This window comes from Pseudomonas sp. DTU12.1, from assembly GCF_009873475.1.
GTDB classification, from domain to species: domain Bacteria; phylum Pseudomonadota; class Gammaproteobacteria; order Pseudomonadales; family Pseudomonadaceae; genus Aquipseudomonas; species Aquipseudomonas proteolytica.
Genome location: NZ_CP045254.1, coordinates 3,405,250 through 3,431,900 on the forward strand (window position 1 = coordinate 3,405,250; position 26,651 = coordinate 3,431,900).

The following is a 26,651-nucleotide window of genomic DNA, read 5'->3' on the forward strand; positions in this document are numbered from 1 at the left end:
ATTGAATTCGATTGAGCGGAACATTCAGCACCCTTCCTTGACGTCACCAAAGGGGATATTCAGCCGCGCCAGGCGGTACAACAGGGTGCGCCGGGCAACCCCCAGCTCGCGGGCGGTACGGGTACGATTGCCGCGATTCTTGTGCAGGCAATCAATCAGCAAGCCCCGTTCGACGCGCTCAAGGCGTTGGCGCAGCGTTGCGTCGGTGGCCTGTGCGGGTGACGCCAGTGGCAGCATGAGATGTTGCGGCAGGATTACCCCCTCGTCGCACATCAACACGGCACGTTCCACCAGGCATTTAAGTTCACGCACGTTGCCGGGGAAGCTGTGGCAGGAAAGCTGGTCCAGCGCCTGGTTTGACCAGGACACCGGCGATCGCCCCTGGGTGACGCAGGCTTTACCTGCGAAGTGCCGGGCCAACTCTCGTATATCGCCTTCACGTTGGCGCAACGCCGGCAGCTCGATCGGGAACTGGGCGAGACGATAGTAGAGATCCTCACGAAAACTACCCTGGGCCACCATCGCGCGAAGGTCACGGTGGGTGGCGGCAACGATGCGCACATCCACTTTATGGGCGGTGCTGGCACCCAGCGGGCGGATTTCCCCCTCCTGTAATACCCGCAGCAATTTGGCTTGCAGTGACAGGGGCATATCGCCGATTTCATCGAGCAGCAACGTACCGCCGTCGGCAGCATCGAACAGCCCAGGACGGTCACGGTCAGCACCCGTAAAGGCACCTTTGCGATAGCCAAACAGTTCGCTTTCGAGCAACCCCTCCGGGAATGCCGCGCAGTTTTGTACGACAAACGCCTTGGATCGGCGCGGGCCCATGGCATGGATCGCCCTGGCGACCACCTCCTTGCCCGTACCGGTCTCACCGCGCAGGAGCACGGTGTAGGTGCTGTCCAGCACCTTGCCGATCAAGCGACAGGTATCATCCATCGCTGCGCTGTTGCCAATCAGGCCAAGGCCTGCGGGACGCACTGCGCTACCGAGCGCCTGATGGGCCGCCGCTGGCCGACCGGGCTCCTGTAGCAGCGCCCGCTGGCGCAACGCAAAAACCCCCAACTGCCCCAGTGGCGTGGCATACGGCTGCAGGTCCAGGGCGCGCTCCGTGACGCATAGCAGCATGCCCCTCACCGGTAGGTGGTGATGGATGAGTGGGACGCACAACAGCGACTGCCATGGGACCAGGCCTGATGGAATGAAAGCGGTGTCATACATGCTGTCTTGCAGGCCACAGAGGCTCAGGGGACGCTTATGTTCCAGGGCGAACCGCAGCAATTGCTGGCCCTGCTGATCCACTTCTGCGCCTGCACCGATTTCCCACGGCCCTGCTTGCGGCCTATGTTCGGCCGCCAGGAACAAGCCGTGACCCGCCTCATCTGACAGGTACACCTGGCTGAGCGAGCACTGGCTCAACTGCGCGGCGGCATGGGCAAGGTTGCCAGGCATACTTGCCCTATCGCTATCGAGGCCCAGGCGCATGAGCCACTGCACCAGTTGTTCGGCAACGTCGGGTGCCTGTAACAATGGGGTATCCCTCATCACGCAAACTCACAGGTGATGTGATCGTCGCCGTCCAGCATGGCGTGGGCGCGCTGCACATGCTCATCCCTGGCCATTGCTTCAAGCAGGCGATCGACTATCAGGGGCAATAGATGGCTATCGATCCATTGATCGACATACCGCGCGCCACTGCCGTTGTGGGTACAGCGCTCTGCCAGGTAATCGACCAATCGCGGGCAATAGCTGAATGCGAGGTGCCGCTGCAGCAGACGTTGGCCCAGGCACTGCAACTTGCTTTGTACCAACTCCCGTAGCACCGCACCGCTCAGTGGGTAGTACGGCACGACACGCATGCGGGCCAGCAGTGCCGGCCTGAAATGCTGATTGAGCAGCGGCGCAAGGGCGTCCTGTAATACTTGTGCGCTGGGACGCTGCGTAGCGCCGCACAGGTCGATGGTGCAGTCGCTGCCAAGGTTGGAGGTCATCAGAATCAGCGTGTTGCGAAAGTCGATCTCGCGCCCCTCGCCATCATTGGCCCGCCCTTTGTCAAAGATCTGGTAGAACAGGTTCATGACACCCAGGTGTGCTTTCTCGACCTCATCGAGCAGCACCACCGAATAGGGCTTTTGCCTGACGGCTTCGGTCAGCACACCGCCCTCGCCATAACCGACATACCCGGGCGGAGCGCCAATCAGGCGCGACAGCGAATGCTTCTCCTGGTACTCGGACATGTTGATGGTGGTCAGGAACCGTTCGCCGCCATACAACAGGTCGGCCAAGGCCAGTGCCGTCTGCGTCTTGCCAACCCCACTGGGGCCGACCAGCAGAAACACGCCCACGGGTGCATCGGCACGGTTGACGCCCGCCGCAACCGCACGCATCGAACGGTCCAGCATCTGTACCGCCTGTTCCTGGCCGAGAATGCGCGTACGCAGATCGGTAGCGAAGTCGAGCACCTTGACGCTGTGTTCGCAAGCCACTTGGCTGAGTGGAATCCCGGTCCAGGCACTGATCACTTGCGCCACCAGCCGCGGGCATACTTCGAAACTCACCAGGCGCTGTCGCGATTGCTCGGCCAGCAAGCTGCCGTGGGCTTCGCACAGTTGCTGCTCAAGCACCTCGATGGCCTGGCCTGCCTGCCTGGCTTGATTCAGCTGCATGCGCAGGGCCAGCACCCGCTCGGCCATCTCGCGCTGATGCGTCCAGGCCTGCGTAAGCTGCTCATGTTCGCAACCGGCGGCGTCCAGGCGCGCAGCCAGGACCTGCAGCGCACCTGGATCAATGGGCAACCCGGCATCCCTGTCGCGGCAAAGCGCCCGGTACTCGCCAGTACTTTGCGCCAATTGGGTGGCCACGGCCTGCAACGCCGGTGGGGCTGTGACGAGGCTGATGCGCACGCGGGCGCAGGCGGTATCGAGCACATCCACGGCTTTGTCGGGCAACTGGCGCCCAGCCAGGTAGCGTGCCGATAACTGCGCGGCGGCAACCACGGCGTCATCGCGCACGTACACGCCGTGACTGGCTTCATACACCGAAGTCAGACCGCGCAGGATCGTCACTGCCTCATCGACACTCGGCTCATGTACATGCACCGGCTGAAAGCGTCGGGCCAGTGCCGGATCCTTTTCGAAGTACTTCTTGTACTCCGACCAGGTGGTAGCAGCGATGGTACGCAACTCGCCACGAGCCAGCGCTGGCTTGAGCAGGTTCGCCGCATCGCCGCTGCCCGCCGAGCCACCGGCACCGATCAACGTGTGTGCCTCGTCAATGAACAGGATCACCGGCACCAACGCGGCATTGACCTCCTCGATAACGCCCTTGAGCCGCCGTTCGAACTCGCCCTTGATGCTGGCGCCCGCCTGCAACAGCCCCATATCGAGGATCAGCAAGCGCGTTTCCTTGAGCGCCGGTGGCACCTGTCCCTGGGCAATCTGCCTGGCCAGCCCCTCGACCAGCGCGGTCTTGCCGACACCGGCCTCCCCCACAATGATCGGGTTATTCTTGCGCCGGCGTGCCAGGATATCGATCAACTGCGCGATCTCTGCGTCCCGGCACAACACCGGGTCGACCCGCCCTTCACGGGCCTGCTGGGTCAGGTCATGGGTGAAACGCTGCAACAGTGATTTATGCTGGGCACAAGCGGGTGTACGGGAAGCTTCGGTATGCTCGCTCAAGGCAAACTCAAGCAGGCGCTGCGCATCGAGGCGGGCCAACAACACCTGATAGCGGCTGCCCGCGTGATGCAGCGGGTTACGCAACAAGGCAAGGATCAAGGCCGCGTCACTGACATTCGATTGCGCCAACTCCAACTGGGCAACGACCAGCGCTTGCTGCAACCATTGCACCAGCAGCGGTGCGAACACCGGGTTGCGCGTAGTCCCCTGCCCCATCCTGGGCTGCAGTGTCGCTTGCAGTTCGCCCAGTTCAACGCCAGCGACTTGCAGAGCACGCGCCAGCAGTCCTTGTGGGCGATCCAGCAGCGCCAGCAAGACATCCTCCACCAGGACTTCGGCGCCCCCACGGGCCACACAGCGTGCGGCGGCGTGCTCCAGGTCATGGCGAGTCTGAGGCGCCAGCACACGAATCAATTGCTGCAAATCCACATTCATCATATTCATCCGTCGCTCCCGAGTTGACTCGCCAGAATGAGCACGCCATCCGCGCGCGCCTGCCCCATCCAACTGGTCCATCCCAGCCGGCACACATTGCGTTGGCCTATGTGCAGCGCCCGCACCTCGCCGGGGCGCAGGGCCAGGCGCAGGTCGAAGTCCAGAGGGTCGCGGACGGCGAAACGAACCAGCGCGCACAGCGGCGAGTAGCTTGCGCCGCCAGGTAAAAAGTCATGAAAACGCTGCCAGTCGAGGTCCTGCAGATGCACCCTGAACTTGCCGGCACGATCCACAACCTGCCGCCCAAGGACCAGGTCCTGCCCCAGGCGACTGTTCGCTTGCGCCAATTGGTTGCATTGCCTGGGGGCAATCACCACCTTGCGCTTGACGCATTGCTCGATCATCAACTGCGAGTGTTTGAAGTAGTAACGCAGCACCGTTTCAATAAGCGCCGCCGAATGGGCGCGCATACCCAGCAAACCCAGGTAGGGCAGCAAGCGATTCCAATCCAGTTGTGTCGCACTGCGTATGGCCCGGCCGCCCAGGCCTATCAGGGCAAACATCTGCTCGGAAAACGAGTCGCTGGCCCCCGCTCGAAAGCACACCCGGTAGCGGTACTTGCGCCACAGAGGCAGCATCAGCCGGTGCAAACGGTGGTGAAACACGTCGAGGAAATCCGCGACAGGATTACCGCCCGCGCGCTCGCTCAATGCGTGTTCGGCATAGAATGCCGGCAGTGGCGAGTTTGCCCCCACCAGCCCCAATACGTTGAGGCGCATGCGTGCCCGTAGTTGCCCGCGCTCGACAAAAAATGTCACTCGGTCAATGTCGTTGCCGGGAAACCCCAGCCCCGGATTGGCCTGGAACTCCAGGTGCTCATAAAGCGCCTCATCGTCAAGGGAGGGGTGGGCATCGCGTATACGCTCAATAACCTGCGAGACCGCCTGGAACAGCGAATACTCGCGAATGGTCCGGGATAATTCGGTTAAAGCAGGGCTTGCTGGCCCATCCGGGATGGCCATAGATACACCTCTCCTTGTGTGCTGGTGACACGCAGTTCGTGATACGAGTTAAGGCTCGCGTACAGCGCAAAAAACTCGTTGAGGACTGAAGCAAATACAAACAAATCGCCCTCTCCGAGAAAGTGCTGGAGATCGACGATCAGGTCGATTGCCACCCCCCGAATCGGCAAGCCACGATGCAACCGGTCGATGGGGCGCTGGCTTATGGAGCGCAATCCACCCAACCGACGGATGCTGACTTTTTCGGCCTGGCGATCGTGGTAGCGCGGCAAGTCATAGGTTTCGAGCACCACTTTCAGCGCATTGATATCGCTCAGGGACAGGTAATTGAGCGACATGTTGCTGATCAGCTTCCACAGAAAACCGCTGTCCAGCGGAGGCGCGATGCCAGGGGTGGCGACCGTGATATTGCGAAAGGACAGGAACTCGGGTGTTTGTTCGCAGGCTTGGTTGATGTCACCGATCCGCAATTTGCGCGGCAAATCATGGTTGGTACAGGTCAGTTCGACGGACAGGGTTTCCTGCTCCTGGGACTGACGAATGCCAAAGCTCAGGTAAGTATCCAGGCCGGTGTGTTGCACCGAGGGCCACTGGCGAATGCTGTAGCTCGCCGTCTGCTGATCGTGCTCGAACGACTCGAACGGCACATAGGTCTGGTAGCCCAGGCCACCCGGACGCCATCCCGTGACCTGGTCTACGGAGAACACCCCGCAGTGGCCCGGTGCGTAGTCAGTTCCCTGCAGCAGGTACTCGTCCTGCTTGCCATCCAGTCGGATCGGTACCCCATCGTGTTTGAACAGGTTGACCACCGGCGTGCAAAACAGCTTCACGTTGTCCACTGTCGGGAGCACCTGCTCGGGATTGCGCTGACGCAGCTTGAAGCGCAACTCCAAACCCCGAGCCTGCATGAGCAGGTCATCCGGCAAGCTTTGCAGCACATCCAGGCCATTGACGTCGACAAACAGGTACTTGTCAGGAAACGCGAAATACTCCTGTAGGTGCCGATACCCGGTGAAGGCATTCGGCGGATAGGGCAGCAGCGCCTCGTCTTGGGAAAAACCGGCGGGCCGAACGCCAGAAGCCGGTAATGGTAACGACAGGACCTGACCGTCGCGCCCCTGCAGGGGTTTGCACTCACCATCGAGCAGCAGTAGCTCAATGCCCTGCAGGTGACGCAGCAGGCTCACGTAAAGCATCTGGCTGACATAGCGCTCCCCGGCAAGATGCAAGCGCAGGTGTTCAAGTGCCAGTTCGCCCATATACCCTTCGGCGGTCATCTCCAGGCGCAGGCTCAGCAAGGCCCCCTTGCCTTGCGCGGAGTAATCCAGCGCTGTGAGTTCAAGTGGCAGCACCTGCGTTGCATAACACGTACGGAAACGGCAACGCTCACCCTCGATCGCCACGCTTTCCACCGGTGTATCGCGCTCGACCGTAATGCCGGGCCCTGCGCGTAACAGCGGCGCGAACTGCAACATGCTGAACGCGGGTATTGGTCGCATGTAGTTGGGCCACAACAGGTGCATCAGCGAATGGCTGAGCTCCGGCAACTGATCATCGAGTTTCTGTCGCAGGCGGCCCGTCAGGAACGCAAAGCCCTCAAGCAACCGCTCTACATCCGGGTCCCGGCCTCTGTCCCCGAGGAATGGGGCAAGCGCCGGGTTGCGTTCGCAGAAGCGCCGCCCCAATTGCCGCAAGGCATTGAGTTCACTTTGGTAATAGCGGTTAAAGGACACCTGGGGCGACCTCAACGCGTCCACTGCCGGCCAGGCTTGCGCTAAACACCACGTCCTGCATGACCCCGTCGATATTCAGCGCGCCCTGGATATCAAAGGCCAGCGCCAACGGATCGCGACCCTGGGGTAATGCGACGACCCGGACATTGCTCAGGCGCGGCTCGTAGGCCGCGATGAAGCGTTCGATCAGAAAGCGTGCCTGGCTCAGGGATTCGTGCAGGCTCAGGCGCATATCATTCAGGTCCGGCAAACCGTAGTCAGGCAGCGTCTGCACACTGCCTGCCCGGGTGCTGAGCATGTTACCCAAGTGGGTGGCCACCGATGCCGCAACGCAGGCGCGTGGTGTGCGCCCCGCCAACGCAGGCGCAGTACCGGCAAGGCGCTCAAGGAAACCGCTGTACTGACTCATCTCAAGTTCCCGGCTCATTCTTTATCGAGTTTGCCAACCAGGAACAGGGTGAAATCCGCCCCCATGTATTTGAAGTGCGGGCGTACGCTGAGGTTGATGCGATACCAGCCTGGCTCGCCGTCAACATCACTGACAACAATCCGCGCCGCCCGCAATGGACGTCGCCCCCGAACCTCGGCGCTGGGGTTTTCCTGGTCCGCGACGTACTGGCGAATCCACTTGTTGAGTTCCAACTCCAGGTCGGTACGTTCCTTCCACGAACCCAACTGCTCGCGCTGCAGCACTTTCAAATAGTGCGCCAGGCGGTTGACGATCATCATGTACGGCAGCTGGGTGCCGAGCCTGTAGTTCAACTCGGCCGCCTTTCCCTCGGCGCTGATCCCAAAACGCTTGGGCTTCTGCACGGAACTGGCGGAAAAGAATGCGGCGTTGTCGCTGCCCTTGCGCATCGTCAGGACGATGAAACCCTCCTGGGCCAACTCATATTCGCGACGGTCGGAGACCAGCACTTCGGTGGGGATCTTGGTTTCGATTTCGCCCATGCTCTGGAAATGATGCAGCGGCAGGTCTTCCACCGTGCCCCCGCTTTGTGGGCCGATGATGTTGGGGCACCAGCGGAAACGGGCAAAGCTGTCAGTCAAGCGCGTGGCGAAGGCATAGGCGGTATTGCCCCAGAGATAATGCTCGTGGCTGCTGACGACATGTTCGTTATAGGCGAAGGTCTTGACCGGAGAGTCCACCGGGTCGTAGGGCGTTCGCAGGAGAAAACGTGGCACCGTCAAGGCGACGTAACGGGCATCCTCGCTCTGGCGGAAGCTCTGCCACTTGGCAAATTGTGGCCCTTCGAAGTGGTCCTGCAGGTCCTTCAGGTCTGGCAGGCCGGTAAAGCTCTCCAGGCCGAAAAAGCCAGGCCCGGCGGCGGCTATGAATGGCGCATGGGCCATGCAAGCGACGCTGGAAACATACTGCATCAGCTTGACGTCGGGCGCGCTGGGTGAAAGGAAGTAGTTGGCGATGATCGCGCCCACGGGTTGACCACCGAACTGACCGTATTCGGCGCTGTAGGTGTGTTTGTAGAGCCCCGACTGAACGACCTCCGGTGAGTCTTCGAAATCATCCAGCAGGTCTTGGCGCGAGACGTTCAGCAACTCGATCTTGATGTTTTCGCGAAAGTCAGTGCGATCCACCAGCAACTGCAAGCCCCGCCAGGCCGATTCCAGTGCCTGGAATTCGGGGTGGTGGAGGATTTCGTCCATTTGCCGGCTGAGCTTGGTGTCGATCTCGGCAATCATCCGGTCCACCAGTTGCTTCTTGACTGGCTCCCCGCGGTTCTGTGGCTTGATCAATTCCTCGATAAACGCGGCGACGCCGCGCCTGGCGATGTCGTAGGTTTCATCATCGGCGGTCAGGCGGGTCTGGGCGATGATGTCGTCGAGAATGCTGTATCCGGTATCCAGGGGTGCCGCATAGGCGTTAGGGCTGGAGGTCATGCTATCAGTGTCCTTTTTACTGAGTGGGTCATGCGGCAGGGCTGTTCAGCCCCAGTTCGGCCAGCACCCGCGCGCGGGCCTGGTCATCGGCCAGCGCACTTTCTATGGCCTTGCGAAAACTCGGTGTATTGCCCAGGGGGCCTTTGAGCGCCACCAGCGCCTCACGCAGCGCCATCAGCTTGTGTAATTGAGGAACTTGCTCCACCAGTTGAGCCGGATTGAAATCCTTCATGGCGTTGATGCGCACCTGGATCGCCAACTCGTCGGCTTCGTCCGTTTCCTGCAGCCGATTGGGAACACTCAACGTCAGCATCAAGGCTTGTTTGGCCAGCACCTCGTCCAGGGTGTTCTTATCGATACCGATGGGCTTGCGGTCTTCAACCTTGCGCGTGTCTTCGCGCTGGGTGAAATCACCCACGACCAGCAGCTTCAAAGGCAGCTCTACTTCTTCCTGGGCACCGCCTATGGCCGGTTTGAACGTGATATTGATACGTTCCTTGGGGGCGACCGAACCTTCTTTGGCCATGTTGTTTCTCCTTTGCTTGATGACGGGAAAACCTATTCGAGTACCGCTTCCAGATCGACCTGGCACAGCTTGCGATGGACATCCTCCCTGCGCTCGCGCAGGCCATGGCCCTGGGGCAATACGTCGTAACAGGCGTACAACAGTTGCAATACCTCAAGGGTCAGGTCGGGCTCCCAGCGATATAGGCCGGCGTGCTGTAACTCCTGCTCGAGCTGCTCAAGCTGGATCCTGGCCAAGTCGTGCTTGGCACCTTGGATACACAACCGAGCCAGGCCAAGGCGCCAGTAACACCGCGCCCGATCACCCCGCGCCGCCTGCATGGCACTTTTGTAGGCCTGGACCGCAACTTTCAGCCCCTCCTTGCGCAGCAGCGGAGCAACCACCTGCAAGGCCTCCTCCCATGGCGCCGGACCGGCGCCGCCAGTGTTCCGGACCGGCACCCGTGCTTGCAGGTGGCGGCTGACCTGGGTGTCGATCCATCCGCGGGTGGCGGCATCGGCAAAGGGCGCTCCATCGTGGAAGCGCAACTGGGCGAGCCCGGGTAATCGTTGTAGCAACAGGGCGAACTGAATCTCTGTCTCGACCATTGCCAATTCGGCCTGCTGCGCTTGCAGGCACTCCCAGACCATGCGCACACCGTCAAACCAAAAAGGCGCACTCGCCAGGCTGGCTTCAAGCTCCAGCAGCAGGTCGGCGTAATGCCCTTGGGCAAATCGCTCCTGGTAGCGCTTGAGCTTGTCGGGCACCAGCCCGCGCAAGGGCGTTATCTGATCGCTGTTGCTATCGGGAAGACCGGTGATGCCCAGCCATGCCAGCGTGCGGTTGAGGCGCAAGGCCCGCAGGTCGGTGGCGTTCTGGCGCAGCCACCAGGCACACAGGGGGCGAGCGTTGTCTTGCAGTGCGCGCAGGAGCTTGTGTACGTCTTTTTCGTTGTTCACCACAGGCTCAGGCGCCAGCAGTTGAGTCGCCGCCTGCTTGACCTGGGCAACCACCGCGCTTACCCCGGACTGTGGCGCAGCGCTCTCCTGGGCTCGTTGCAGCTTGTCCGCGAGATGCCTGCGGGCTGCCAGCAGCAACGGAGCGTCGTCCCCCAGGTGCCCAACCCATAGCTCGTCAAGACACGCCAAATGCCCAGCCATGCACTGGAACAGGGAGCGTTGCTCTCTGAGGGCAACGCTCTGCGCCAGTACCGGCTCGATGCGCTGCATCAACCAGCCAAAGGCAGCGATGCGAGTCCGCTGCTTGATGGGATGTACCGTCGCCCAGTGGTGTTCACAGAGGTAGCGCAACATGCCAAGCCCAGCCAACAGGCCAGGAAAGGACTCACACCGATACAGGGCCCACGTCAGCCAGGCAACGACCCGCAGATCCTTGGACTCGTGACGCAACAACGCCTCGCTTTTGTCCATGACCTGCTGCCAGTCGGGCTGGTTGTTGCCATGGATCAACCGGGCCTTGTCCAACTCGCTTTCCAGCGCTTCGTACGCTGGCGAATAACGGACGTCCGGCCCTGCAAAACAGGCAATGGAGATCGGTGAGCGGGCAACTTCCAAGTAATGCGCAGAAAGTTTGTCTGAGTAAACCATGATGGGCTGCACTGTGCTGATCAATGCTGAATTAAAGTATGGCAAACAGCTATTAAGCGCCGAAGACATACTTGCTGAATTCCATTTTCACGCTGGGACAAGTGCAAACAATAGCAGCCAGATTTTATTGGACAAGCCACTAAGGCGTAGTTAAGTAGAATCCTACAAAGATAATAAAATCTCGCAATTTTGTAAGCGCACGCAATCGATGCTCCTGCCCCGCCAAGAGGTTTACAGCCTTAGCGAGCCTCATACAGCTTGCAGGGATGCGCAAAAAACTGCGCACTCTTTTCAATCAACTCACCTTGAAAGCAAACATTTACCTTTCAATATCGTGACGTGCCCAACAGTGCAAATATCTGCGCACTATTGCGCAAAGAAAACCAACTTATAAACCAGAAATCATACCGCCCACGCACCGTTACGCACCCTCCTCCAAGAAACGCCCTTATTTTATTAGGCCAACTATTATCCGGCACACTTCTTGTTAGCGAGTAGTAGCGCCCTGTGGCGCCAACTTATCTATCAGGCAAGGAAACCAATTATGCCAACACCCGCATACCTCTCGATCACCGGTACCAAGCAAGGTTTGATCACGGCAGGCACGTTCACCCAGGATTCGGTAGGCAATATCTATCAGGAAGGCCACGAGGACCAGATCCTGGTCGAGGCCTTCCAGCATCAGGTCATCATTCCCCGTGATCCGCAGTCGGGCCAACCCACCGGCCAGCGTGTACACAAGCCGCTGATGATCAGCAAGGTATTCGATAAATCTTCACCGTTGCTGTTCAGCGCACTGACGTCGGGGGAAATGGTCAAGTGCCGCCTGGAGTGGTATCGCACCTCCTCCGCCGGCACCCAGGAGCATTACTTCACCATCGAGCTGGAGGACGCGATCATCGTCGATATCCAGTCGCGGATGCCCAACTGCCAGGACCCGGGAAATGCACACTTCACCCACCTTGAAGATGTGCACTTTACCTACCGCAAAATCGTCTGGACCCATGAGGTCTCGGGCACGTCCGGCTCTGACGACTGGCGCAGCCCGGTAGCGGGTTGAAACCGGCCACAGGTGAGGCGGTAGCGCGACACGCGCGCCCGCCTCAGTAGGGCTTCAGACCATTGCCAGCGGATGCTTGCGTATCGGCGCACCGAATACTCGGTCGATAGCGTCAAGGTCGTGTTCGTCGAGAACCAGCCTGGCCGCGGCGGCATTGAGGCGCACGTGTTCGGGGGTGACGGCCTTGGGGATGGCGATGACACCGGTCTGCCGCAAAACCCACGCCAGGGCAACCTGGGCCGGTGTGACTTGATGTCGACGGGAGATCTGCTTGAGGGTGGGGCTGGCCAACAGTTCCCCACCCTGGGCGATTGGGCAGTAAGCCATCAACGGCAGGTGATGCTGTTGCCACCAGGGCAACAGGTCGAATTCAATGCCGCGCTGTTCGATGTTGTAGAGCACCTGATTGGTGGCGCAGGCGGGTGATGCCAGCTCCTGGAGGTCTGATACGTCGAAGTTGGAAACGCCCCAGCGCCCAATCTTGCCGGCCTCCCGCAGTCGTTCAAAGGCTTCAACCGTTTCGGCAAGTGGGTGTTGCCCGCGCCAGTGCAGGAGATACAGATCGATATGATCGGTGCCCAGCCGTTTGAGGCTGGCCTCACAGGCACGGGGAACTCCCGCTTTGCTGGCGTTATGCGGGTAGACCTTGCTGACCAGGAATACCTGCTCCCGACGCCCTTGGATCGCCTGCCCGACCACTTCTTCAGCACCGCCTTCGCCGTACATCTCGGCGGTGTCGATCAGGGTCATGCCTTCGTCAATGCCCAATTGCAGCGCAGTCACTTGCGCTGTACGCCGTCCAGGGTCTTCACCCATACGCCAGGTGCCTTGGCCGATGACCGGGACTGGGGTACCCGCCAGATCGATGGTGCGCATGCCAACCTCCAGATAAGTGTGCGTTCCCCTAATGTGGCACTGGCCGGGCAATAGGGTTCAATGCAATTGCGCGGCCCGGCGTGGCCCTCATCCCACGCTGCGGAATGCGCTGGGACTGAGCCCCGTCCAGCGCTTGAACGCCCGGCGAAAGCTGCGCACATCACTGTAGCCCACCTCTTGGGTAATGCGTTCGATGGACAGGCTCGGGTTGCCCAGCAGCCCCATGCACCGGGCGCGACGCACCTGTTCCAGCAAGGCTTCGAAGGTCAGCCCATGCTCGGTCAGACGCCGGCGCAGGGTGCGGCCGCTCATGTTCAGGTCACTGGCGACCTTCTCCAGTTGGCTGCCCTGCAAGTCGCGGGAAATAGCGCGTTCCACCGCCTGGATGAGGTCCATTTTCCGGTGTAGTTGGGCACTTTCCAGCTCCAGCAGGCCAAGGGCCTGGCGCAATGCCAAGGCGTGGTGATTCGGCAACGGCACGTCGAGCCACTGGGCCTCCAGGACCATGCGGTTGTGCAGGCAGCCAAAGCGCACATCGTCACCGAACAAACGCTGGTACTCGGCGGCATACGCCGGTGGCGCGTGCATGAACTCCATGCGCAGTGGCTTGAATTCACTGCCCACCAAGGTCCGCCCGTAGATCATGAGGCTGGCAAAAAACTCCTCGGCGGCAAATACCTGGACCTCGGCAAAGGGCAGCAGGCACTCGACATCGACCATGACCTGCTGTGCGCCTTCGTGGATGCGTGAGGTGGCGATGCCGCCGGAGGTGTGTTGATGGCGCTCGCCCACGGCAAAGGCATCGCGCAGGGTCTTGCACAGTGAGATGACATGCCCGAGCAGGCCCAGGGTGCCCAGTACATTCTGATTGCCGACACACAGGCCCAGCCCCTGGTCTGGCAGGACTTTGAGTGCACGCTGGATCATCGCCACGGCCTGGCGGTAGGAAATGCGCAGCGCCGGGTCATCCAGGTCTGCCAGGGTAAACCCCAGGCCACGGCACAGATGCTCGGCATTGGCGCCCTTCTGCGCCGCAACCTGCCCCAGGGTTTGCAGGAGAAAAGGCGAGACCAGCGCCAGTTCGTAGTGTGGATCAACGGTTTTGCTGTGCATGGATCTGCGATTCCCGACTCTATGCCCGGTTATTGTTTTAGAAACATCCTGACAATCATAGGTGCTTGCAAGGCTTGCCGCACTCTGAATGAACGCTGTCCGGCAAAGCCCCCCTATGTGGCCGCCAATACCCTGCCCTCCGGGGCGTCGAGGGCTTATTTCTATGGGCAAGGCTCCGATGAGGGCCGACGGTGCATTCATCCAACAATAATAATGAGCCCAGACATGAACCCGACCCGCGCGCTTGCCCCCCTGTCCCTTGCCCTGGCCCTTCTCAGCCTGCCGACCCTGGCCACCGAGGGCGGCGTGGACAATATCGGCCCCGGTACCGATGGCTTTTACATCCTGCCGCTGGATGTGGATCACCTGCCGGACCACATGTTCGCCTTCAACCTTTACTACAACCACTATGAAGCCACGAAGCTGGATATCAGTTCCCTTGGGGGCAAGGTGCCACAGGTGAAGATCCGCTCGGATGCAATTATCCCGCGCCTGGATTACCTGAGCCCGTTGCGGATGTTTGGCGGGCGGTTGGGTGGCTATATCGCCCAGCCCTACCTCAAGCAACAAGTGGCCCTGTTTGGCATGTCTGACCAACGTGAAAGCATGGGCGACACCACTATCGCGCCGATTATCCTGTGGGACCTGGGCAAGAATCTGACCCTGGGCGCCGCGGTAGAAATCACCGTGCCTACCGGTGAATACGACGCTTCGCGCCTGGCCAACACCAGCAACAATTTCTACACCTACAAGCCGCTGGTGTCAGTGACATGGCTACCTGACGAGCGCACTGAGCTGTCGATCAAGACCACCTACAGTTTCAACCAGGAAAACCACGCTACGGACTACCGCTCGGGGCAGATTTTCCACTTCGATTACTCGGCCAGCTACAAAGTGACCGACAACCTGAGCCTGGGCATCAATGGCTACTACCTCAAGCAGACGACTGACGATAAGCAGTACGGACGCACCGTGACCAATATCTATGGCGAAGAAGTCAACGACGGTGTGCGTGGCCAGGTGTTTGCGATTGGGCCGGCGGTGTACTTCACCTTTCTCGAGTACGCCAGCGCGGAGGTCCGTTGGGCCAAGGAGTTTGATGTCGAGAACCGGCCGCAAGGCGATATGTTGTGGGCCAAGCTGACAATTCCGTTTGCCTTGTAGCAATCACCTGTGGCTAGGGGGCTTGTCCCCTAGCCACAACAAGGCCTTCACCACCGTCGGGGCCTACATAGGGACGCGGCATTTCATCCGGTGTAAACCGGCCAGCTGTCGACGATTTTGCCGCCGCGCACCGCCAGCAGATCGCCAAACTGCAAGAGTACCGACTCGGTCTGGGCCGGGCGCAGGAACACCTGGTCGTCGATGTTCAAGCCAACCCCAGGCGAACCGTTGACCATCTCCTGGTTGGAGCTACGGCCATACAAGCCATTGCTTTGCAGCCCCGCAGGCGACTCGAAATCGGCCATCCAGTTGCCGCCATAGATAAAAAACGTGGCGCGTTGGTTGCGATCCCACCACGACAGCAACCGGGACTTGTCGTCCAGCGCCGGGATGTTGACCGCACCGGTGCTTTTGAGGACGGGCGTGGCGATGTAGGCCGCCGGGACATGCTCACTCAATGAAGGCAGATCGTAATGCGTAGGCTTGAGCAGCGCCGTGCCTACCGAGACTTCGCTGCTCAACTGTTCCTGCTCATGCATCCGGTAGCTGGGGCTGCCAGCGGTATTGAGTGTCAGGTCATCACGCCACAGCGTCGCAAACTGCTGGCGGCTGAAGTCGACAAAACCGTTGTAACGTTGCATGACCTTTTCGAACAGTGCCTGGGGCGACCCGAGGATGCCCGGCACGCCCATGCCGACAAACGGGTCGTAGCCCATGAAGCCGGCAAACTCCAGGTGCTGCGGATGCGTGCGGATCAACCCCAGCATTTGCCCCAGCACCGCGTTGTCACTGATACCACCGCGATGCAGGCCCACATCCAGTTCGATATTGATCCGCAGCCGCGTGCCCAGGCCCTGGGCCAGCGCCAGGTATTGTTGCAGGCGCTGTGGCGTGTCCAGCAACCACTGCAATTGCCGGGCGGGATCGAATGCCCCTTGGTGGTGTTGATAGAACAGCTCGGCCGAACGTACCGGCAACGGCTTGCCCAGCAGGATATCGGCGTCGGGAAACACCTGGGCGTCGTGGTTGAGAAAGGGTTGGTGAAACGACATCAAGCGGCGGGTACCCGCGCGCTTGGCGATGTAGGCCAAGAGTCCCGGTGCTGGCAGGGATTTCTCCACCAGCCGCAGGTGCTTGCCACCACGCTGTACCGATTGCATGACGATGTCGATGTTGTGATCCAGGCGATCCAGGTCTATCAGCAGCACCGGACGCATGGGCCCATGGGCCTTGAGCTGCTGGTTCAACTGGTGAAAATACTCGCTGTACGGCGACCCTCGGTCAGCCGGACGCAGCAGCGCCGCGCCCGCCACCAGCAAGGCGCCGGCGCCCAGGGTACCGGCCATGAAGTGTCTGCGATTCATCAGGCAACTCCCAGGATGGATGACAGGTGTGCATTAAGGAATTTGCCGCCGGGGTCGAGGGCCTGGCGCACTCGCGCGAACTCATTCCAGCGCGGGTACAGGGCCTGCAAGGTGCGGGCATTGAGGGTGTGCAATTTGCCCCAATGCGGCCGCCCGGCGTATTTCCAGAAGATCGGCTCGACGGCCGCGAAGAAGTTGTGGTGGTCCATGGTGTAGTGCTGGTGCACCGAGATCGAACAGCTGTCGCGGCCTTCAAACATGCTCAGGGGAATATCATCGGCCTTGACGTAGCGGTACTCGATGGGAAACCAGGTGCGCAGGTCCTTGTCGCGAATCAGCTTGAGGATTTCCCGCAGGCAGGCCGGGCCATGCTCGGCGGGCACCGAATACTCCATCTCGTTGAAACGCACGTTGCGTATGTTGGCGTAGATTTCGAATGACTCGGCCACCCGGTCCTGGAAACTGGCGAAATAGCGCAGGCTGTTGAGCAGCGTGCGGCGTGCCTGGGGAAAGTCGCTGGCGTATTTGTCGAGGTTTTCGATGATCGATACAAACTCATTGCCGCCCGCCTCTGCCGGATCGATCGGTGGGGTCGGAGCGTCGGTGGTCTCGTTGAGGGCGATGGACAAGGCGTAGTCCGAATGTGTTACCACCAGCATCTCCCAATGCTGGTTTTCCCGGGTGTTTTTCGCCACATCCTCCAGCAGTTCTTCGGTGCGGGCGATCCATTGGCGCTCCCGCAGGCGGTAAGGCGTGCGGTTTTGCAGGCGCACGCGGGTGGCCACGCCCAGCGCGCCCAGTGACACCCTCGCGGCACTGAACACCTCGCGCTCACGGTTGGCGTCGCAGTCCAGCACTTCGCCCTGGGCCGTCACCAGTTGCAGGCCGGTGACACCGGCGGAATACGAGGAAAACCCGACGCCAGTGCCATGGGTCGAGGTGCTAATGGCCCCCGCCAGCGTCTGGTAGTCGATGTCTGCCATGTTCGGCAACGCCTGGCCGACCGCCTTGAGCGCTGGCCCCATGCGTGACATGGGTGTGCCAGCAGCGAAGGTGGCTTGCAGGGTGCTGGCGTCGTGGTCGAGCAAGCCGTTGAAAAAGCTCAGCGAGAGTAATGTGCCATCAGTCGGCACCAAGGCACTGAACGAGTGACCCGAGCCCACTGGACGGATCTTGCCCGGCGCCTGGCGAATGGCCTTTACCAACTCCCCCAGGTCCTTGGGTGCCAGCCGCTCAAGGGGCAGGCAGCTTTGTGCCCCCGACCAGTTACGCCAGGGGATCAAGCGCGGTGCCCGGGCCAATTGCGCCAGCGCCGGGTTACTGCTCATAGCCAGAAATGCACCGGCCACCGCCGAGCGCTGCAACAGTTGCCTGCGTGAAAGCACCATCACCTACCCCATTGTTGTTATTGGATATGAACACCGGCCATGAAACCGATCAGCCCCAGGAACTGCTCCTCGGAGCACTGCATGCACAGGCCCATCGGCGGCATGCCGTTGTAGCCGTTGAGGGTATGGTCCAACAGCGTATCCGCGCCCTGGGCGACACGCGGGCTCCAGGCCTGGCTATCGCCGGTCAGTGGCGCGCCGGATGCCGGGTTGGCGTGGCAGAGTTTGCAACTGCTGTCGTAAAGCTGGGCCAGGGTCGGATCGGTGGGTACGGCGTTGCGCGCCGTAGTCTGTTGCGGTTTGTCGTCACAGGCTGACAGCAGGCCAAGCAAGGCCAGCAGCAAACCGATGCGACAGGAGGTCGTAGACCACATAGCCACCCTCTCTTTTTAGGTATGAACAGCTGGGTTCACACTAAGTCAGTGGCGGCGCGGTGTTGAGGGTATTGGCGGACATAAAGGGGGCTTGGGCGGACAGGGTTGGGCGACCGGCGAAGCCGGCGCCCGTAACAGCCGGCTTAGAAAGCCAGGCCGACCTTGAAGCCGTACTCATCGCGCTTGAGCTTGGTGTTATCGGCCACTTCCGAATCCGCATCGAGCTTGTACTCGGTGCGGGTGTAGTACAGGCCAGCCATCACTGGCAGGTCGCCGTTCTGGTTCATCAGCAGGCTGACTTCGGCGTAAGGGTTGGTGCGGTCCTTGAGGTCCACGGTATCGCTGCCAATGCCGTCGACCTTGAGCTTGGCGCGGCCGTCGAGGGTGTGGCGGGCGCCGACTTCGACGCGCATGGTCATGCTGTCGAACTGATGGTTGTACCCCACCGCAGCCTTGGCAAACGGCGACTTGCTGGTGAGTTTCATGTCGTAGTCGTCGGAGTCTGGTTCATAGCGAGTCCAGCTATAACCACCACCGACCAGCACATCGACAAAGTTGCGTGCATCCAGCGCGGCGCGCCAACCCAGGTCGAGGTCTGCCTGGCCTTCCTTGAGCTTGTTGTCGCTTTTCTTGCCGAACTTGGCGTCTACACCGGCCTGGTAGATAAAGCCGGATTCGGCGGTCAGCTTGTTGCCGAAGTTATAGAACACGCCGGCTTCGGGCATATGGTCCTTTTCGCTTTCGCTGCCGCCTTCAAGCTTGAAGTCGTTGTAGGCGCCCAGGATACCGAAGGTGGAAATCGGGTCGGTGGACGGTGCAGCGAAGACCACGGCCGGTGCAGCAACCAAGGCCAGGATCGAAGAATTCTTGAGGATTTTTCCGAATAGTTTGGACATCGTCTTACATCTCCATTTTAGGGTGGGCAAATTATTCAGGAACCGGTTCGAACCCCCTGCGGCGCGAAAGGTTCGAATTAATTTGCCTTGATTTGGAGGTAAAACGCTTCAGCGAAGGCTCTGGATCAAGCCTCTTTGAGCGGGCTTATCACGTATCGGCCAATAACTGCGCCAATTTCGGGCGTAGCTGTGGGTGCTCGGGCAGGTGCAAACCGAACGCCTCTTGCAGCACGGCCAACAGTTTGTCGACATCGGTGATCCGACGTTTCTCACTGTCCCGGCCCAGGTGGTGAACGGCGTAGTGGGCATTGTTCAAGGTACGCCGCAGCCCTGGTCCGATAAGGGCCACTTTCAACTGCCCGAGGAACGGCGAGTCAGGGTGAGTGGATACGTACCAGTTGCCGATTTCGTAGTCGAAGTGCGACTGCGGCTGCAGGTCGAACACGTATAGCCCGCGCCATTCCTCGCCAACCTGGGCCCATAACGTGTAGCTGCCGGCATTCGAGGTCAGTCGATAGGGTTCATGGGCGGTGGCCTGGGGCGCCTGATCGTCCAGGCGCAGGGGGCTGGTCGGCACCATGCCACCAAAGCCGACATCGGTGATGTAGCGTTCACCGTCCAGGGTCACCAGGGTCAGGCGATGCGTGCGGGCGGTCAACGCATCGGGTGGCCCGCCCATCACCACGCGGCCAGTGATACCCCGTGCGTCGAAGCCCAGTTCTTGCAGCAACGCCAGGAACATCTGGTTGAGCTCGTAGCAGTAGCCACCTCGCCCGTTGAGCAGGACTTTTTGTTCGACGCTGGCCAGATCAATGGGGACCGGCACCTGCAAAAAGGTGCAAAGGCTTTCGAAAACGAAGGTACTGACATGGCGCAATTGCAACTGGGCCAGGGTCTCCAAGGTAGGCGCTGGCGGTGTGTCATACCCCAGGCGTTGCAGGTACAGGCTGCTGTGAGACAGGCTCGGTGAATCCTGGTGCATGGCGCATTCCTTGGGCGTAGAGCGAAGGTTTCACTAATACCTGTAACCGGTGCCGCTGCCAATACTGATCTGTAGCAAGAGGTCGGCGTGTCACACCACAAACTTTCTGAACCTTTCTGAACCTAATTGCATCAACTCCATATCAAAACAGGGAGGCAATATGGGCACGGCAACGATCTACACCATCCATTACAGGCTGCACGGCGAACCCAAGTCCTTTGTGGTGCGGGCGGAGGTGATGAACAACGCCGAAGCATGGCATTGGGCCAGCTGTGATGCCGGGGTGGCCCACGTCGGGCGCATTGGCCGTCAGGGCCATGAACGCACCAAGAAAACCACCCGGCCATGGGCGGAGAAATACGGCATCACCGAAGTTACCTGGATCGCACCCCAGCGCCTGTAGTCGCTGGGGGCTTGGCAAGGGGCTGGCGAAGACGCCGTATCGCCCCTCGCCACAGGCCGCTATGGCTTTAGATTGCCCAACGGATCATAAGCCGGCTGCTTGCCGGCTTTGTGTTTCTTGTCCAGCGGGGCAATGGCCGGGCCGACCGGGTCTACCTGCGGGTCGGCCAGATCCGGGGAGTCCGGGTCAAAACCCAAGTCGTGCTGATCACTGGCATGTTCCGACGAGTGCGGGCCATCAGGCTTTTTCGATTGTTCAGTCACAGTCATCTCCTTCGCCTTGCTTACGATGCATACAGCTATTAGAGAAAACCCTGGCCGCCATCGTTCAACTTTCTCACGCCCGCCTACAAACCGTGAGAAGATGCCGCGCCGCGCAATACCCCTACTTAGCTCATGGAGACTGCATCCCGCATGTTTGAGATCAAACCCGTCGATCCGCAAACCTATCGCCAGCAGACCCGCCGCAGTACGTTGATCGTCGCGGTGATCTTCGTCGCCCTGGCCATGCTGCTGTCGAGCCTGGCCGTGATGCTGTTTGGCGAGCCCGGTGGTGACAACTTCCGCTTCAATATCGGTGGCGTGGTGGCTGGGGTGGTGCTGACCATTGCCTTGGTCCGTGGCCCGCTCTGGTCGCAGGCGTGGCTGGCGCCGGCGGTCTATGGCTGGCAGCTCAAGCGCAACCTGATGCGGGTGACCAACGTGATGCACAAGGTGACCGAACGGGTACAGGCCAACGATCCGACGGCGCTCAAATTGCTGCGGTTCTATCACTTGGGGTTGACGCAGATGCACGAGCTGGACGCCAATTCCAGCGCACAGGCGCAGTTGGTCGGTGAGATCGAAAAGCATAAGGCGCAGATGAAGGCGCTGGGGATCAAGGCCGAACAAACACGCCTGGATCCAGCGTGGCTGAAGGCCATGAAGGACAACTGACCTTGTAGGAGCCCGCAAGCGGGCTCCTACAGGGGTCAGGCGGGGAAGATCGCGCCAAGGTCCAGGTGCCCGTCCTTGAGCGGCGGGCACCAGTAGTAGCCACCGGTCAACGGCGTGCTGATGCGGTACAGGCCATCGACAATCCCGTCTTCCAGGCCGCTCATGCGGCGTAACTGGGCCTCAAAGGCATCGAAGGAGTGGCCGAACGCGAGGAACATCAACCCCGCCTGGCCATTTTCGGCCCAGGGCATGGAGCGGCGCACCACAAAGGCTTCGGGGGTGAAGCTCTCCTGGGCGGTGCGCTTGACGTGGGCGGACTCGGGGGCGTCGTCCAGTTCTTCGTTATCGCCATGGCGACGCCCGATGATGTGGTCGCGCTCCTGGGCCGGCAAGGCGGCGAAACCATCCAGGTCGTGCTGCCATTGCTGGATCGCGGCAAAGCTGGCGCCGCTGCCGGCGACGGCGGCTTCGACGGCGGCGTCGTCGTGGGGGTTTTCGGTGCCGTCTTCGTAGTCGGTCAGGTCAAAACCGGTCTTGTAGCGGAAACCTTCAGTCATCTGCACCAAGCGAAACGCCGGTGCCAGGGCTTTCTCAAAGGCCCGGCTACGCAACAGCAATTCACCCCGGTCTTCGCCATGCAGCCAGCACCACAACGCCTGCTGCGTGGACGGGTTGTGGGCAGCAGGCCCCGAGATCTGCGGGAAACTGCGCAACCCTTCGATCTGTGCGCCAAGGGCCTTGACCAGCGGTTCACCCAACCCCACCACCACTGCCGAGTCGACCAACTGCACCAGCGCGTCGAGCGCTGCCGGCACGGCGTCAATGGACTCGATGGCAAAAAACAGATGGCGTGCCTGCAATGGCACCGGTGCGGCAAGAATGCCCGGCTGGTACTGACTCATATGAACTCCTTCAAGAAAGCCGCGTAGTTTACCCGGCACAGCCCCACTGTGCGTAGGGAAATGCGCGTAAGCCTTGCAACAGAGCCCTCGGATGGGGGAATCTCTGACTCAAGCTGTGCAACCACTCCAGGGGTAGCGACATGACCACCAATCACCTGCTTGCCAATCTGTTTCCCACCGCCAACGACATTCCCGAACAATTTCGCCTCGCCGCCCCCATCGAACAGCGCGACTATCTGGTCGACGGCCAGTTGCGCACCTGGAACGGCCCCTTGGCCCAAGTGCGCAGCCCGGTCCAATTGGTCGGCGCTGATGGTGACACGCCAGTGATTATCGGCAGCACCCCCCTGCTGGATGCCGACACCGCCCTGCTCGCCCTCGACGCTGCGGTGCGAGCCTATGATCGTGGCCAGGGCCAATGGCCGACCATGCGTGTGGTCGAGCGGATCCAGCACGTCGAGGCTTTTTTGCGCCGCATGCGCGAACAGCGCGATGCCGTGGTGAAACTACTGATGTGGGAAATCGGCAAGAACCTCAAGGATTCCCAGAAAGAATTCGACCGCACCTGCGACTACATCACCGACACCATCAATGCCCTAAAGGAGCTGGACCGCCGCTCCAGCCGCTTCGAGCTGGAACAGGACACCCTGGGGCAGATCCGCCGCGTGCCCATGGGCGTGGCACTGTGCATGGGCCCCTACAACTACCCGCTCAACGAAACCTTCACCACGCTGATCCCGGCGCTGATCATGGGCAACACCGTGGTGTTCAAGCCGGCCAAGCTTGGCGTGCTGCTGATCCGTCCGTTGCTGGAGGCCTTTCGCGACAGTTTCCCGGCCGGGGTCATCAATGTGATCTATGGCAGCGGCCGCGAAACCGTCAGTGCGCTGATGGCCAGCGGCAAGGTGGATATCTTTGCGTTTATCGGCACCAACAAGGCCGCCAGTGATTTGAAGAAGCTGCACCCTCGCCCCCATCGCCTGCGCGCGGCCCTGGGGCTGGATGCGAAAAACCCCGGCATCGTATTGCCGGAGGTCGATCTGGATAACGCGGTCAACGAAGCCGTCACCGGTTCACTGTCGTTCAACGGCCAGCGTTGCACCGCCTTGAAAATCCTGTTTGTGCATGAAGCGGTGGTCGAGCGTTTCATCGAAAAATTCAACCAGAAGCTCGCCACCCTCAAGCCGGGCATGCCCTGGGAGGACGGTGTGTCGCTGACACCGTTGCCGGAGGTAGGCAAGGTGGATTACCTCAATGGGCTGGTGGCCGATGCCGCGCAACACGGGGCCACGGTGGTGAACGCCAATGGAGGTGCCAGCCATGGCTCGTTCTTCTACCCGGCGGTGCTGTACCCGGTGAACCCGCAGATGCGTGTGTATCACGAGGAGCAGTTTGGCCCGGTGGTGCCCATCGTGCCCTATCGCGACCTGGACACGGTGATCGACTACGTACTGGAGTCGGATTTCGGCCAACAGCTGAGTATTTTTGGCACCGACCCGGCGCAAGTCGGGCGCCTGGTGGACACCTTCGCCAACCAGGTGGGCCGGATCAATATCAACGCCCAATGCCAGCGTGGCCCCGATACGTTCCCGTTCAATGGTCGCAAGAACTCGGCCGAAGGCACGCTGTCGGTGCATGACGCGTTGCGGGTGTTCTCGATACGCACCCTGGTGGCAACCAAGTTCCAGGACAGCAACAAGGCCCTGATCAGCGATATCATTCGTGACCGGGCGTCGAGCTTCCTGACCACCGACTATATTTTCTAGATTCGACATTGCTCCAATGTGGGAGCGGGCAAGCCCACTCCCACATTGGACTGCATGACATCTATAGATGAGGCCCTCTTAATCCCGATGAACCTGCCGCCCTTCGCCCGCCGCCTGTTGCGGCCCCTGCTCGACCCCTATCGCCGCTATCGCAACGCCAAGCTGATCCACGCCGTGCGCGTGTCCATCGGCCTGCTGGCCACCATCCTGCTCACCACCGGTCTGAACCTGCCCCATGGCGAATGGGCCTCGGTGACCATGCTGGTGGTCATCGGCGGCTTGCAGCACCACGGCAACATCGGCAAGAAAGCCGTGGAGCGGGCCTATGGCACGCTGATCGGTGCCAGCGTCGGCCTGTTGCTGGTGGTGCAAGAAGCGTATGTGGGCCAGCCACTGCTCACTTATCTGCTGATGTCAGTGGTGTGCGGATTCTTTTCCTATCACGCCATCGGCAAGGGTGGATACACCGCACTGCTGTCGGCGATTACCGTGTTTATCGTGGCTGGGCATGGGGCTAACCCGCTGTCCGATGGCCTGTGGCGCACCGTGGATATCCTGATCGGCATCGCCCTGGCCCTGGCATTTTCCTTCGCCCTGCCGCTGTATGCGGTGTATTCCTGGCGCTACAACCTGGCCAGTGCGCTGCGTGATTGCGCCGCCATTTACAGCCGGATCATCAGTGGCCAGTCGGTCACCGATGATGAACATCTCAAGCTGCTCAACCGCTTGAATGCGGCGATGCTGCAACTGCGCTCGTTGATGCCGTCGGTGTCCAAGGAAGTGCGGATTTCCATGACCGAACTGGACGCGATCCAGCGGCATCTACGGATGTGCATCAGCACCCTGGAAATTCTCGGTAACACCCGTCCCGATCCACGAGATGAACAGGGCATGGCGCGCTTGCAACTGGCGCTCAAAACGCAGCACCGGCAAATTCGCGTGCAGTTGATCGCAATGGCGCGGGCACTACAAACCGGCGCCGCGCAACGCCTGGAGCGGGCCAGCCCGGTCCCCGCCGAACAGCCGTCGCCGGATACTCCCGTGCACAGTGCGCTGGATGGTTATCGAATGTTGACGGCGCAACTGGCGGCAAATATCGATGAAATGCATGCGCGACTGGCGAAAAGTGTCAAGGCGTGGAATATCTGAAAAGCGTTGCGAAATAATATTGGATCCACATTTTTTTCACGTTTTATTCACATCCGCAAACGTAAGGTGAAGCCTCATCCGTTACAAATGTTGCATATCAAGCCCGCCGCCCCAGCGGGCTTTTTTTTTGCGCGCGATTTGATCAGAACAGCACCGCCAAACCTGTGCGAGCACCTGTTGAGCCTAGCGCAGGCGATAGAGCCGAATCGATATGCCGGTGAAGCCGAGTCGCCCACCACTCTTGTCAAAAGTAAATAAGCTATTGATTTTAAACAACTATATTTCACTTAGATGGCCGTACTTGTGTGGCGAGCGGGCTTGCCACGAGAGGTAGTGGGGACTACTCCATTTGATTGCGACGGGTTCAGCGGGCGACTTTGCTGCTCGCCGGCAGCGCCGACTGTTCACGAATCGCCCGCTGGGTATCGAGTACCCGCCCCAGCGCCGTTTCGGCTTCCGGGCTTTGCTGTGGCACACGAATGGCCGCCGAGACCAGCGTGATCAGCTTGGCCATGACTTCCGCGTCGGTCGCCGGGCGTCCCAGGCTCATGGAGTTCATCAGCAGGCGCAGCTCGGTGCCGGCCATCACCCCGGAAATCGCCTTGAGGGCAAATTGCAGGCGCACCCCCAGCTCATTGCGCGGCAGGTCGGGCAACGCCAGGGCGAAGGCTTCGAAGAAGCGCTGGAACACCGGCTGGTAATGGACCTTGAGGTATTCCTGGATGAAGGGCGAAGTGTCGCTGTAGACCCGACCCAGGAACCGGATGAAGGAACGCCCTTCGCCGCTGGCCGGATCACTGCGCTCCAGGCCCATGGCCGGGGCGAACAATACGCCGAGCAAGGTATCGCAATCGAGCGGGCCGTCAGACTCCGCCTCGCAGCGGGCGAGCAACTCCAGGCGCTGCTCGTTGAGCGGCTCCAGGCGTTGCATCAATAACGTTTTCATCAGGGAATCCTTGTCCCCGAAGTGATAATTGACCGCGGCGAGATTGACCTGAGCCTTCTCGGTGATTTGCCGCAACAACACGGCGTCGTAGCCGTACTTGATGAAGAGAGCCTCTGTCGCATCCAGCAGTCGAGTCTTGGTTACATTTGGAGCGCTGAGTTTCTTCGCGACCATATAAGTTCCACGGAGGAAATATGTTTTAAAAAAAAATTTGATTTTTTATACCGGGGCGGGTGTCCGAAAGCAAGTAGTGACAGTACGCCATACTATCCAAACCCAGGCCGGGTCGCCCTGTAAACGTTCCCCCCAGGGTGGGCCCAAGCGTTTTCCAAAGGCCAGAATCGGCTCCATAACCAGAAAAACCCGCTCTATCTCTGTGGCTGGCGAAGCCGCTGGATCACGGTTACTATTCAAACAATGTTTTTAAAAGAAGAATAAAAACCAGTTGC

24 protein-coding genes are annotated in these 26,651 nt (G+C 60.4%); 6 read left to right on the plus strand and 18 right to left on the minus strand.

The window, feature by feature from the left end; genetic code table 11:
• Positions 1-24: 24 nt before the first annotated feature.
• The 8 genes from GDV60_RS14705 to tssA are packed head-to-tail and all read right to left on the minus strand — an operon-like array spanning position 25 to position 10,884.
• The gene (locus tag GDV60_RS14705; RefSeq protein ID WP_159907834.1) at positions 25-1,548 is read right to left on the minus strand and encodes a sigma-54-dependent Fis family transcriptional regulator; all 1,524 of its coding nucleotides are present in this window, start codon (positions 1,546-1,548) and stop codon (positions 25-27) included.
• Positions 1,548-4,121: a type VI secretion system ATPase TssH gene (tssH, locus tag GDV60_RS14710; RefSeq protein WP_159909241.1), complete on the minus strand. Its 2,574-nt coding sequence runs from the start codon at positions 4,119-4,121 to the stop codon at positions 1,548-1,550. The genes GDV60_RS14705 and tssH overlap by 1 nt, the downstream gene beginning before the upstream one ends.
• 2 nt (positions 4,122-4,123) lie before the next feature.
• Positions 4,124-5,140 carry a type VI secretion system baseplate subunit TssG gene (gene tssG, locus GDV60_RS14715; RefSeq protein WP_159907837.1) on the minus strand — a complete coding sequence of 339 codons (1,017 nt, stop codon included), beginning with the start codon at positions 5,138-5,140 and terminating at the stop codon, positions 4,124-4,126.
• Positions 5,104-6,873: a type VI secretion system baseplate subunit TssF gene (gene tssF, locus GDV60_RS14720; RefSeq protein WP_133714701.1), complete on the minus strand. Its 1,770-nt coding sequence runs from the start codon at positions 6,871-6,873 to the stop codon at positions 5,104-5,106. Before tssF ends, tssG begins: the two co-directional genes overlap by 37 nt.
• Positions 6,863-7,282: a type VI secretion system baseplate subunit TssE gene (gene tssE / locus GDV60_RS14725; RefSeq protein ID WP_159907839.1), complete on the minus strand. Its 420-nt coding sequence runs from the start codon at positions 7,280-7,282 to the stop codon at positions 6,863-6,865. The genes tssF and tssE overlap by 11 nt, the downstream gene beginning before the upstream one ends.
• 14 nt (positions 7,283-7,296) lie before the next feature.
• The gene (tssC, locus tag GDV60_RS14730) at positions 7,297-8,772 is read right to left on the minus strand and encodes a type VI secretion system contractile sheath large subunit (protein WP_159907842.1); all 1,476 of its coding nucleotides are present in this window, start codon (positions 8,770-8,772) and stop codon (positions 7,297-7,299) included.
• A 28-nt stretch (positions 8,773-8,800) separates the two neighbouring features.
• Positions 8,801-9,298: a type VI secretion system contractile sheath small subunit gene (gene tssB / locus GDV60_RS14735; RefSeq protein WP_092237127.1), complete on the minus strand. Its 498-nt coding sequence runs from the start codon at positions 9,296-9,298 to the stop codon at positions 8,801-8,803.
• Positions 9,299-9,330: 32 nt separating this feature from the next.
• A complete protein-coding gene (gene tssA / locus GDV60_RS14740; protein WP_133714703.1) occupies positions 9,331-10,884 on the minus strand; it encodes a type VI secretion system protein TssA in 1,554 nt (517 codons plus the stop codon).
• Positions 10,885-11,428: 544 nt separating this feature from the next.
• On the opposite strand from tssA, the gene GDV60_RS14745 reads away from it, so the two are divergent.
• Positions 11,429-11,944, plus strand: coding sequence for an Hcp family type VI secretion system effector (locus GDV60_RS14745; RefSeq protein WP_029291189.1), 516 nt, complete (start codon positions 11,429-11,431; stop codon positions 11,942-11,944).
• A 54-nt stretch (positions 11,945-11,998) separates the two neighbouring features.
• Here the strand turns inward: GDV60_RS14745 and GDV60_RS14750 are convergent, their stop codons facing one another.
• Both GDV60_RS14750 and GDV60_RS14755 read right to left on the minus strand, forming a co-directional pair.
• Complete coding sequence (locus GDV60_RS14750) at positions 11,999-12,820, minus strand: aldo/keto reductase (protein ID WP_133714704.1); 822 nt, start codon at positions 12,818-12,820, stop codon at positions 11,999-12,001.
• An 87-nt stretch (positions 12,821-12,907) separates the two neighbouring features.
• Positions 12,908-13,933: an AraC family transcriptional regulator gene (locus GDV60_RS14755; RefSeq protein ID WP_029291185.1), complete on the minus strand. Its 1,026-nt coding sequence runs from the start codon at positions 13,931-13,933 to the stop codon at positions 12,908-12,910.
• A gap of 225 nt (positions 13,934-14,158) precedes the next feature.
• On the opposite strand from GDV60_RS14755, the gene GDV60_RS14760 reads away from it, so the two are divergent.
• Positions 14,159-15,097, plus strand: coding sequence for a transporter (locus tag GDV60_RS14760; RefSeq protein ID WP_159907846.1), 939 nt, complete (start codon positions 14,159-14,161; stop codon positions 15,095-15,097).
• Positions 15,098-15,180: 83 nt separating this feature from the next.
• On the opposite strand, the gene GDV60_RS14765 is transcribed toward GDV60_RS14760, so the two are convergent.
• The 5 genes from GDV60_RS14765 to GDV60_RS14785 form a co-directional block, all read right to left on the minus strand.
• Complete coding sequence (locus tag GDV60_RS14765; RefSeq protein ID WP_166647871.1) at positions 15,181-16,392, minus strand: DSD1 family PLP-dependent enzyme; 1,212 nt, start codon at positions 16,390-16,392, stop codon at positions 15,181-15,183.
• 68 nt (positions 16,393-16,460) lie between these two features.
• On the minus strand, positions 16,461-17,789 hold the full coding sequence (locus tag GDV60_RS14770) for a D-arabinono-1,4-lactone oxidase (RefSeq protein WP_178121350.1): 1,329 nt from the start codon (positions 17,787-17,789) through the stop codon (positions 16,461-16,463).
• Between the two features lie 77 nt (positions 17,790-17,866).
• A complete protein-coding gene (locus GDV60_RS14775; protein WP_070994213.1) occupies positions 17,867-18,223 on the minus strand; it encodes a cytochrome c5 family protein in 357 nt (118 codons plus the stop codon).
• 143 nt (positions 18,224-18,366) lie between these two features.
• Complete coding sequence (locus GDV60_RS14780; protein WP_029291171.1) at positions 18,367-19,119, minus strand: outer membrane beta-barrel protein; 753 nt, start codon at positions 19,117-19,119, stop codon at positions 18,367-18,369.
• 148 nt (positions 19,120-19,267) lie between these two features.
• Positions 19,268-20,101, minus strand: coding sequence for an arylamine N-acetyltransferase (locus GDV60_RS14785; protein WP_159907851.1), 834 nt, complete (start codon positions 20,099-20,101; stop codon positions 19,268-19,270).
• A 160-nt stretch (positions 20,102-20,261) separates the two neighbouring features.
• On the opposite strand from GDV60_RS14785, the gene GDV60_RS14790 reads away from it, so the two are divergent.
• Entirely contained in the window at positions 20,262-20,504 is a 243-nt protein-coding gene (locus tag GDV60_RS14790; RefSeq protein WP_029291166.1) for a DUF6555 family protein, read from the plus strand.
• A 59-nt stretch (positions 20,505-20,563) separates the two neighbouring features.
• Here the strand turns inward: GDV60_RS14790 and GDV60_RS14795 are convergent, their stop codons facing one another.
• A complete protein-coding gene (locus GDV60_RS14795) occupies positions 20,564-20,773 on the minus strand; it encodes a DUF6021 family protein (RefSeq protein WP_029291164.1) in 210 nt (69 codons plus the stop codon).
• A 144-nt stretch (positions 20,774-20,917) separates the two neighbouring features.
• Between GDV60_RS14795 and GDV60_RS14800 the strand changes: the two genes are divergently transcribed.
• The gene (locus GDV60_RS14800) at positions 20,918-21,439 is read left to right on the plus strand and encodes a DUF3087 domain-containing protein (protein ID WP_104912498.1); all 522 of its coding nucleotides are present in this window, start codon (positions 20,918-20,920) and stop codon (positions 21,437-21,439) included.
• Positions 21,440-21,474: 35 nt separating this feature from the next.
• Here GDV60_RS14800 and GDV60_RS14805 read toward each other — a convergent pair whose 3' ends face one another.
• Positions 21,475-22,341: a Dyp-type peroxidase gene (locus tag GDV60_RS14805; protein ID WP_159907854.1), complete on the minus strand. Its 867-nt coding sequence runs from the start codon at positions 22,339-22,341 to the stop codon at positions 21,475-21,477.
• Positions 22,342-22,481: 140 nt separating this feature from the next.
• Here GDV60_RS14805 and GDV60_RS14810 point away from each other — a divergent pair, with 140 nt between their 5' ends.
• Together GDV60_RS14810 and GDV60_RS14815 are read left to right on the plus strand one after the other, a co-directional pair.
• Entirely contained in the window at positions 22,482-24,107 is a 1,626-nt protein-coding gene (locus GDV60_RS14810) for an NADP-dependent glyceraldehyde-3-phosphate dehydrogenase (protein ID WP_159907857.1), read from the plus strand.
• Between the two features lie 87 nt (positions 24,108-24,194).
• On the plus strand, positions 24,195-25,256 hold the full coding sequence (locus tag GDV60_RS14815) for an FUSC family protein (RefSeq protein WP_159907860.1): 1,062 nt from the start codon (positions 24,195-24,197) through the stop codon (positions 25,254-25,256).
• A 364-nt stretch (positions 25,257-25,620) separates the two neighbouring features.
• Here GDV60_RS14815 and GDV60_RS14820 read toward each other — a convergent pair whose 3' ends face one another.
• Positions 25,621-26,376: a TetR/AcrR family transcriptional regulator gene (locus GDV60_RS14820; RefSeq protein ID WP_029291156.1), complete on the minus strand. Its 756-nt coding sequence runs from the start codon at positions 26,374-26,376 to the stop codon at positions 25,621-25,623.
• Between the last annotated feature and the right edge of the window lie 275 nt (positions 26,377-26,651).